The organism is Candidatus Thiosymbion oneisti, from assembly GCF_004359955.1.
GTDB lineage: Bacteria > Pseudomonadota > Gammaproteobacteria > Chromatiales > Chromatiaceae > Thiosymbion > Thiosymbion oneisti.
The window spans coordinates 37541-44643 of sequence record NZ_SMSC01000031.1; the positions used below are offsets into that span (position 1 = coordinate 37541).

9 protein-coding genes are annotated in these 7103 nt (G+C 57.0%); 6 read left to right on the forward strand and 3 right to left on the reverse strand.

Features of this window, described 5'->3' with window-relative positions; all coding sequences use genetic code 11:
- Positions 1 to 12: 12 nt before the first annotated feature.
- Positions 13 to 1245, reverse strand: a complete 1233-nt coding sequence (gene urtA, locus E1958_RS16320; protein ID WP_133512818.1) for an urea ABC transporter substrate-binding protein — start codon at positions 1243 to 1245, stop codon at positions 13 to 15.
- Positions 1246 to 1970: 725 nt separating this feature from the next.
- On the opposite strand from urtA, the gene aprB reads away from it, so the two are divergent.
- The 5 genes from aprB to E1958_RS16345 all read left to right on the forward strand — a co-directional run bounded on the left by aprB (position 1971) and on the right by E1958_RS16345 (position 6528).
- Positions 1971 to 2438 (forward strand): adenylyl-sulfate reductase subunit beta, encoded by a 468-nt coding sequence (gene aprB, locus E1958_RS16325; RefSeq protein WP_133512819.1) that lies wholly within the window; start codon positions 1971 to 1973, stop codon positions 2436 to 2438.
- Positions 2439 to 2491: 53 nt separating this feature from the next.
- On the forward strand, positions 2492 to 4480 hold the full coding sequence (aprA, locus tag E1958_RS16330; RefSeq protein WP_133512820.1) for an adenylyl-sulfate reductase subunit alpha: 1989 nt from the start codon (positions 2492 to 2494) through the stop codon (positions 4478 to 4480).
- A gap of 310 nt (positions 4481 to 4790) precedes the next feature.
- The gene (locus E1958_RS16335) at positions 4791 to 5687 is read left to right on the forward strand and encodes a YkgJ family cysteine cluster protein (RefSeq protein WP_133512821.1); all 897 of its coding nucleotides are present in this window, start codon (positions 4791 to 4793) and stop codon (positions 5685 to 5687) included.
- Positions 5688 to 5876: 189 nt separating this feature from the next.
- The gene (locus E1958_RS16340; RefSeq protein WP_208108610.1) at positions 5877 to 6110 is read left to right on the forward strand and encodes a hypothetical protein; all 234 of its coding nucleotides are present in this window, start codon (positions 5877 to 5879) and stop codon (positions 6108 to 6110) included.
- Entirely contained in the window at positions 6100 to 6528 is a 429-nt protein-coding gene (locus tag E1958_RS16345) for a PIN domain-containing protein (RefSeq protein WP_089727967.1), read from the forward strand. Before E1958_RS16340 ends, E1958_RS16345 begins: the two co-directional genes overlap by 11 nt.
- Here the strand turns inward: E1958_RS16345 and E1958_RS20460 are convergent.
- Together E1958_RS20460 and E1958_RS21405 are read right to left on the reverse strand one after the other, a co-directional pair.
- Positions 6525 to 6692: a hypothetical protein gene (locus E1958_RS20460; protein ID WP_165742348.1), complete on the reverse strand. Its 168-nt coding sequence runs from the start codon at positions 6690 to 6692 to the stop codon at positions 6525 to 6527. The two genes, E1958_RS16345 and E1958_RS20460, sit on opposite strands and share 4 nt — an antisense overlap.
- Before the next feature lie 18 nt (positions 6693 to 6710).
- Complete coding sequence (locus tag E1958_RS21405) at positions 6711 to 6896, reverse strand: hypothetical protein (protein WP_243448555.1); 186 nt, start codon at positions 6894 to 6896, stop codon at positions 6711 to 6713.
- Positions 6897 to 6930: 34 nt separating this feature from the next.
- On the opposite strand from E1958_RS21405, the gene E1958_RS21705 reads away from it, so the two are divergent.
- Entirely contained in the window at positions 6931 to 7053 is a 123-nt protein-coding gene (locus E1958_RS21705; RefSeq protein ID WP_279381427.1) for a hypothetical protein, read from the forward strand.
- Positions 7054 to 7103: the final 50 nt, after the last annotated feature.

The window sequence follows — 7103 nt, forward strand, 5'->3', positions numbered from 1 at the left end:
AATGGACGCAACTCAATCCTTGGTGACGTCCTGTTTGGAACCGGAGAGGAACTTGGACCAGGGGTCACCCGGAATCTCCTTCTCCGTCCGCCAGACGACCTCGAATTGGCCGTCTTCCTGGATCTCGCCGATCAAGACCGGTTTGGTGATGTGGTGGTTCTCCAGCATTTTGGCCTTGCCGCCGGTGAGATTCGACGTCTGCAACCCGATGATGGCCTTGGTAACCTTGTCGGTCTCGGTGCTGCCGGCCTTTTCCACCGCCTTCACCCAGAGGTCGAAGCCGATGTAGTGGGCCTCCATCGGGTCGTTGGTGACGCGCTTCTTGTCTTTGATGAACTTGTGCCAGGTAGCGATGAACTTCCGGTTGGCCGGGTCGTCCACGCTCATGAAGTAGTTCCAGGCGGCTAAGTGGCCTACCAACGGTTTGGTGTCGATTCCGGACAGCTCCTGCTCACCGACCGAGAAGGCCATCACCGGGATGTCTTCCGCGGAGATGCCTTGGTTTGCGAGCTCCTTGTAAAAGGGCACGTTGGCATCGCCGTTGATGGTGGAGACCACCGCCGTCTGTTTACCCTTGGATCCGAACTTCTTGATGTCGGCAACGATGGACTGCCAATCGGAGTGACCGAAGGGGGTGTAGCTGATCATGATGTCCTCTTCGGCTACGCCCTTTTGTTTCAGATAGGCCTCGAGGATCTTGTTGGTGGTGCGCGGGTAGACATAGTCGGTACCCGCCAGTACCCAACGCTTCACGCCCACTTCCTTCATCAGGTAGTCAACCGCCGGGATGGCCTGCTGGTTGGGCGCGGCACCCGTGTAGAAGACGTTCTTGGAGGACTCCTCGCCCTCGTACTGGACCGGATAGAAGAGCAGGCCATTGAGTTCTTCGAACACCGGGAGCACGGATTTGCGGGAGACCGAGGTCCAACAGCCGAATACCACCGCGACCTTCTCCTGCTCGAGCAGCTCACGGGCCTTTTCGGCGAACAGGGGCCAATCGGAGGCAGGGTCCACGACCACCGGCTTCAGCTGCTTGCCCAGCACGCCGCCCTTCTTGTTTTGCTCGTCGATGAGCATCAGCATGGTGTCCTTCAAGGTGGTCTCACTGATAGCCATGGTCCCGGACAGCGAGTGGAGGATGCCCACCTTGATGGTATCCGCCGCCGTCAGGGCGCCGGATAGGCAGAGTCCGATAGCGGCACCTAGACCGACGAGCGATTGCTTGATGAGGCTGTGTTTTCGCATAGGTTCTACTCCTGCATGATTGATCCTACTCAAGGTTACGATGGAACACTCGGCCACCGGCGTCTGCGCCTGCGTCCCTCGCGCCGACGCAAAATACCGAAATCTCTGGCGTAGAACAAGGATATCCGAATCTCATAATAAGTAAAATTTATGATAAACGCTATAAAACTGTTTTGACGCCTTCATGGGTATATCATTATCTTCTTACCTCTTAAGCGGCAGGTCCCGGCTGGGACGAGGGTCTTCGAGGGTCTTAGGGACTCGGATCGAATCGCGTAACCTGACTTCAGGGACGGGACGGCAGGCCGGCCGCAATGTCTAAGAGGCTGTCTAAAAATTAAGATACTGATTTTAGGACATAAAATCTGTAAATTCCGCGCTCGTTCCCACGCTCCAGCGTGGGAACGCCGTTGTGTCCGCTCCCACGGACTCAGCTCCTCGATGCTGACTCGGCGTTGGCGGTTAGCCTACCGAGGCACTTAATCGACGCTGGAGCGTCAGATCCCTCCTCCGTCGGGACCAAGTCTGCTCCCACGCTGGAGCGTGGGGAGCCAGCCGAAAATCAATGCCAGTAGAAAATCAATAGGTTAGTTTTTAGACAGCCTCTAAGGACGGCAGATCATCCAGAGTATCGGCAGGCTTGGGTCCACGGGAAGCCACAGGTCGCCAGGTATTATCCATCGCGGCGGCTACACCGCAATGAAACACTTAGGAGAGAATGCACCATGCCAACTTTTGTGCGTACTGAGAAGTGCGATGGCTGCAAAGGCCAGGACAAGACCGCTTGCATGTACATCTGCCCCCATGACCTGATGATGCTCGACAAGGATGGGTCCGAGACGGGTCGTGCCATGAAGGCCTACAACCAGGAGCCCGAGCAGTGCTGGGAGTGCTACTCCTGCATCAAGATCTGTCCGCAGCAGGCCATCGAGGCCCGTCCCTACGCGGATATCGTGCCCCTGGGTGCCTCCGTGCAGCCCCTGCGCGGTACCGACTCCATCATGTGGACCATCAAATTCCGCAACGGCACCATGAAGCGCTTCAAGTTTCCGATCCGCACCACCCCAGAGGGCTCCATCGATCCCTACGGCGGCAAGCCGGAGGCCGACATCTCCAAGGTTACGGAACCCGGCTTCTTCGTACGGGCCAATGGCTTCCGCGCCGGCGATTCCAGCGAACTGATCAAAAAGTAGGCCCCTGAGTCGACTCCAAATCAAGTCAACAGAGATTCAACAGAGGTAACAGAATGGCCGGAGAATTCGGAAAACCCGAGGTTGTCGAGGAAGAGGTCGACATCCTCATCATCGGTGGCGGCATGGCCGCCTGCGGTACCGCTTACGAGATCGGTCCCTGGGTCAAGGCCGCCGGCAGCGACATCAAGGTAAAGCTGGTCGACAAGGCCGCCATGGATCGCTCCGGCGCCGTGGCCCAGGGCCTGTCCGCCATCAACACCTACATCGGCAGCGAGCAGGACCCCGCCGATTACGCCCGCATGGTCTCCAACGACCTGATGGGCATCACCCGTGACGACCTGGCCTACGATCTGGGCCGCCACGTCGATGAGTCCGTGCACCTGTTCGAGGAATGGGGCCTGCCGATCTGGAAGACCGACGAGAACGGCGAGCGCCATGACGGCTCCAAGGGCTTGACCCCCTTGAAGGACGGCGGTAAGCCGGTGCGTTCCGGTAAATGGCAGATCATGATCAACGGCGAGTCCTACAAGTGGATCGTCGCCGAGGCCGCCAAGAAGGCCCTGGGTACCGACCGCATCCAGGAGCGGGTCTTCATCGTCAAGCTGGTAAACGACAAGAACGACAAGAACCGCGTCGCCGGGGCGGTCGGTTTCTCGGTGCGCGAGCACAAGCTGTTCGTCTACAAGTTCAAGGCCTGCCTGCTGGTCGCCGGTGGTTGCGTGAACATCTTCCGGCCCCGGTCGGTGGGTGAGGGCCAGGGCCGTGCCTGGTACCCGGTGTGGAACGCCGGCTCCACCTATGCCATGGCCGCCGAGGCCGGCGCCGAGATGACCATGATGGAAAACCGCTTCGTACCGACCCGCTTCAAGGACGGCTACGGCCCGGTAGGCGCTTGGTTTCTGCTCTTCAAGTCCCAGGCCACCAACGGCTTCGACGAAGTCTACATGCAGCGCAACAAAGAGCTGTTGAACGACTATCCCCCCTACGGCCAGGCCGCCGTTCCGGCCGCCTGCCTGCGTAACCACCTGATGCTCAAGGAAATGCGCGAAGGCCGTGGCCCCATCTGGATGGACACGGTCACCGCCCTGGGCAAGCTGCGCGAGACCCTGTCTAAGCGCGAGGTCAAGCACCTGGAGGCCGAGGCCTGGGAAGACTTCCTCGATATGTGTATCGGCCAGTGCGCCATCTGGGCGGGCGAGAATATCGAGCCGGAGAAGAAGAACTCCGAGCTCATGCCCACCGAACCCTATCTGCTCGGCTCACATTCGGGTTGCTGCGGGATCTGGGTCTCGGGTCCCGAGGACCTGGGTGCGCCCACCGATGAGAAAGAAGCCGGTGTCCCCGAGCATCTGCCGTCCGGTTGGAACTGGGGCTATCGCAGCATGACCACGGTCAAGGGCCTGTTCACCGCCGGCGACGGTGTCGGTGCCTCCGGCCATAAGTTCTCCTCCGGCTCCCACGCCGAGGGCCGTCTCGCGGCCAAGGCCATGGTCAAGTTCGTTATGGACAACAAGGACCTCAAGCCTGAGCTGGATACCGACGTGGACACCCTCATCGAGGAGATCTATCGTCCGGTCAAGAACTTCCTGGAGCACAAGGACTATTCCACCGCGATCGACATCAACCCCAACTACATCACCCCGCGGATGCTGCAATTCCGTCTGCAGAAGGTCATGGACGAGTATGTGGCCGGCGTGGCGACCTACTACACCACCAACGCCAACATGTTGGAGCTGGCGGAGAAGAAGCTGGAGATGCTCAAGGAAGACTCCCTGAAGATGCGGGCCAAGGATCTGCACGAGCTATTGCGCGCCTGGGAGAACTACCACCGCATCCTTACCGCGGAAGCCCATATGAAGCACATCCAGTTCCGTGAGGAGTCCCGTTATCCGGGCTTCTACTATCGGATGGACCACAACAAGGTCGACGAAGAGAACTGGCACTGCTTCGTGAACTCCGTCTATGACAAGGAATCCAAACAGTGGACCTGCTTCAAGCGGGCACACACGGACCTGGTGGACAAGTCCAAGCTGTTCAAGTAATCCTCGACAGCTTCTCAAGACTTGAAAATCCGGGCACCGTGAGGTGCCCGGATTTTTTGTCTTTTTGGATATGAGTCCGTAAATGAACGCGAATGGACGCAAATCTGCTGCTTTGATTGTCGCCTGACGCGGGAGCGGCGCAGTTCGCAACTCTTTCGCTCGCAGACTGTCCGAGCAAAACGAGAGGGCAGGTCGCGCGCCGCCCCGGAACCGTCGGCACCCTTTCTGCCCGCGCGTTTATTTGCGTTCATTTGCGGACTTCCCTCATTGGCCGACCTGACGGCCACCGCCACGCGAGGACCCCCGAGCCATGAACAACGAGCGCTTCGACCTTCCTTTCGAGAGTCCCAACCTGCCGCAGCTGCTCACCGCCGACACCGGATTCAAGTTCCGGTGCTACCAGGGAATCGCCTGCTTCAACGCCTGCTGCCGGCGGGCCGATGTCACCCTGGCCCCCTACGACATCCTGCGTCTGAAATCGCGCTTCGGACTGACCTCCGAGGAATTCCTCAAGCACTACACGGTCCCCTTCCGGATGGACCAGGATGGCGTGCCCGGCCTCAAGTTGCGCACCGACGACGCAGGCACCTGCCTGATGCTGGACGGAGACAACGGTTGCAAGGTCTACGCAGACCGGCCCACTGTCTGCCGTTACTACCCGGTGGCCCTGCTCAATATGCGCAAGAAGGACTCGTCCCAGGCCGAGGAGAACTACTCCCTGATCTCCGAGAGCTACTGCAAGGGCCACCTCGAGGACCGCGAGATCAGTATCCAGGACTACCGCATTGAGCAGGGATGCAAGGAGTACGACGACCGGAACCGAGACTGGTACCGCTTGATCCTCAAGAAAAAGTCCGCCGGTCCCGGGGTAGGGCGCCCCTCCGAGATGAGCCGGCAGGTGTTCTTCATGGCCTCCTACAACCTGGACATGTTCCGCCGCTTCGTGCTCAGCGAGAACTTCCGCCGGTCCTACAAGCTCGACGACGCTTTCTTTCAAGCAGCCGCGACGGACGACCTGCTCCTGATGGATTTCGCCTTCCGATTCCTGCGCCAGGCCCTGTTCGGTGAGCGAACCATCGAAGAAGTCGAGAACGCCTGGGAGAAACGGGTCGAGGAACGCAAGGAGATCTGGAAGCTACGCACCCAAGCGGAACTGGCGCGCAAACAACAGGATGCGGACGATAAATACCGTATCGAGGCCGAATGATTTTTGGGCCGCAAAGGATTTGTGGGGTGGGCTGTGCCCACCACTCTGACTGCCCTTTGGAGTGCGGCGGCAACCGGTTATCCCGGTGTCTTTTAACCAATTGTTAGGAAAGACGATTTGAGATTGCTACGTCAATACTCTTGCTTTTTACACGATTTGTCGTGTACACTGATGTAGTGCATAAAATATATGGAAATCAAAATGTTAAAGAACATTACGCTTAGTGCTGACGAAAAGCTAATCCGCAAGGCGAGAAAAAAAGCCAAACAGGAATATACCACTTTGAATTCCCAGTTTCGCCAATGGCTTGAAAACTATACCAGCGTAGACACAAGTTCCAATGACTATCAAAATTTGATGGAACATCTAAGCTATGCAAAACCTATCAAGCATTACTCCAGGGGAGAAATGAATGAAAGATAAATATTTTCTTGATACCAATATTTTCGTCTATTCCTTTGAGCCTAGCGAACCCACGAAAAATGCTATCGCTCGTGATTTGATACAAAATGCTCTTAAAGAACAAATAGGTTGTATTAGCTCTCAGGTGATTCAAGAATTTTTGAATGTATCAACAAAAAAGTTTAATCCTCCACTTGCTCCTCAGGACAGTTTAAAATATTTAAATACCGTTCTAGCACCACTCTGTGAGATATCTACATCAGTTGAATTGTACCGAAAGACTATTGAAACATCTGAACGATGGAAATACTCGTTTTATGACTCTTTGATTCTTGCCGCTGCAATTCAAACAAACTGTTCAATATTGTATTCGGAAGACTTGCAGCATGGTCAAAACATCCAATCTCTCACAATTCTCAATCCTTTTCTTTCTTCCTAAAGAGTGCGCATAAACCAGGACAAGTCGTGCAACCGGGCTCGATAGACTTCGGCAAGCGCCTCAACCTCGGTGACCTCCGCCTGGGTCATCTCTTCTCGGGACGCCGAGAGATAAGGTATCACCAACAGCGGCCCGGTGAAGAGCGCCGTCCAGCGCCGCAGCACCCCCTCTATCGACCACTCCTAAGCCTGTTCGCGATCAATGCGCACCACGATGTAATAGTGGTTATTCATCACCGCGTAGGCGGCCACATCGATGGCGAACAGGGTAGCAAGCTGCTGCATACGCTCGACGATCCAGCCGCGGCGGTGGTCGAAATTCAGGCCCGAGAACGGGTCCTCGCCACACAAGAAGCCACGTCTGTCCAAGGCCGGCAACCGCTACTTGCGGATCGCCCTCTACATGCCTGCACTGAGCGCCACGCGCCACGATTCCCAGGTTAGGGCCTACGACCAGCACCTCGTCAAGACTCGCGGTCTTAAGAAGATCCAGGCCGTCTGTGCCGTCATGCGCAAGCTGCTCTAGGCCATCCATGCCATGCTCAAGACACGCACACCCTTCGACAGCAGCCGGCT

Coding starts and splice junctions, on each gene's coding strand:
- urtA (WP_133512818.1), bottom strand. CDS start 1,245: ATGCGAAAACACAGCCTCATCAAGCAATCGCTCGTCGGTCTAGGTGCC.
- aprB (WP_133512819.1), top strand. CDS start 1,971: ATGCCAACTTTTGTGCGTACTGAGAAGTGCGATGGCTGCAAAGGCCAG.
- aprA (WP_133512820.1), top strand. CDS start 2,492: ATGGCCGGAGAATTCGGAAAACCCGAGGTTGTCGAGGAAGAGGTCGAC.
- E1958_RS16335 (WP_133512821.1), top strand. CDS start 4,791: ATGAACAACGAGCGCTTCGACCTTCCTTTCGAGAGTCCCAACCTGCCG.
- E1958_RS16340 (WP_208108610.1), top strand. CDS start 5,877: ATGGAAATCAAAATGTTAAAGAACATTACGCTTAGTGCTGACGAAAAG.
- E1958_RS16345 (WP_089727967.1), top strand. CDS start 6,100: ATGAAAGATAAATATTTTCTTGATACCAATATTTTCGTCTATTCCTTT.
- E1958_RS21705 (WP_279381427.1), top strand. CDS start 6,931: ATGCCTGCACTGAGCGCCACGCGCCACGATTCCCAGGTTAGGGCCTAC.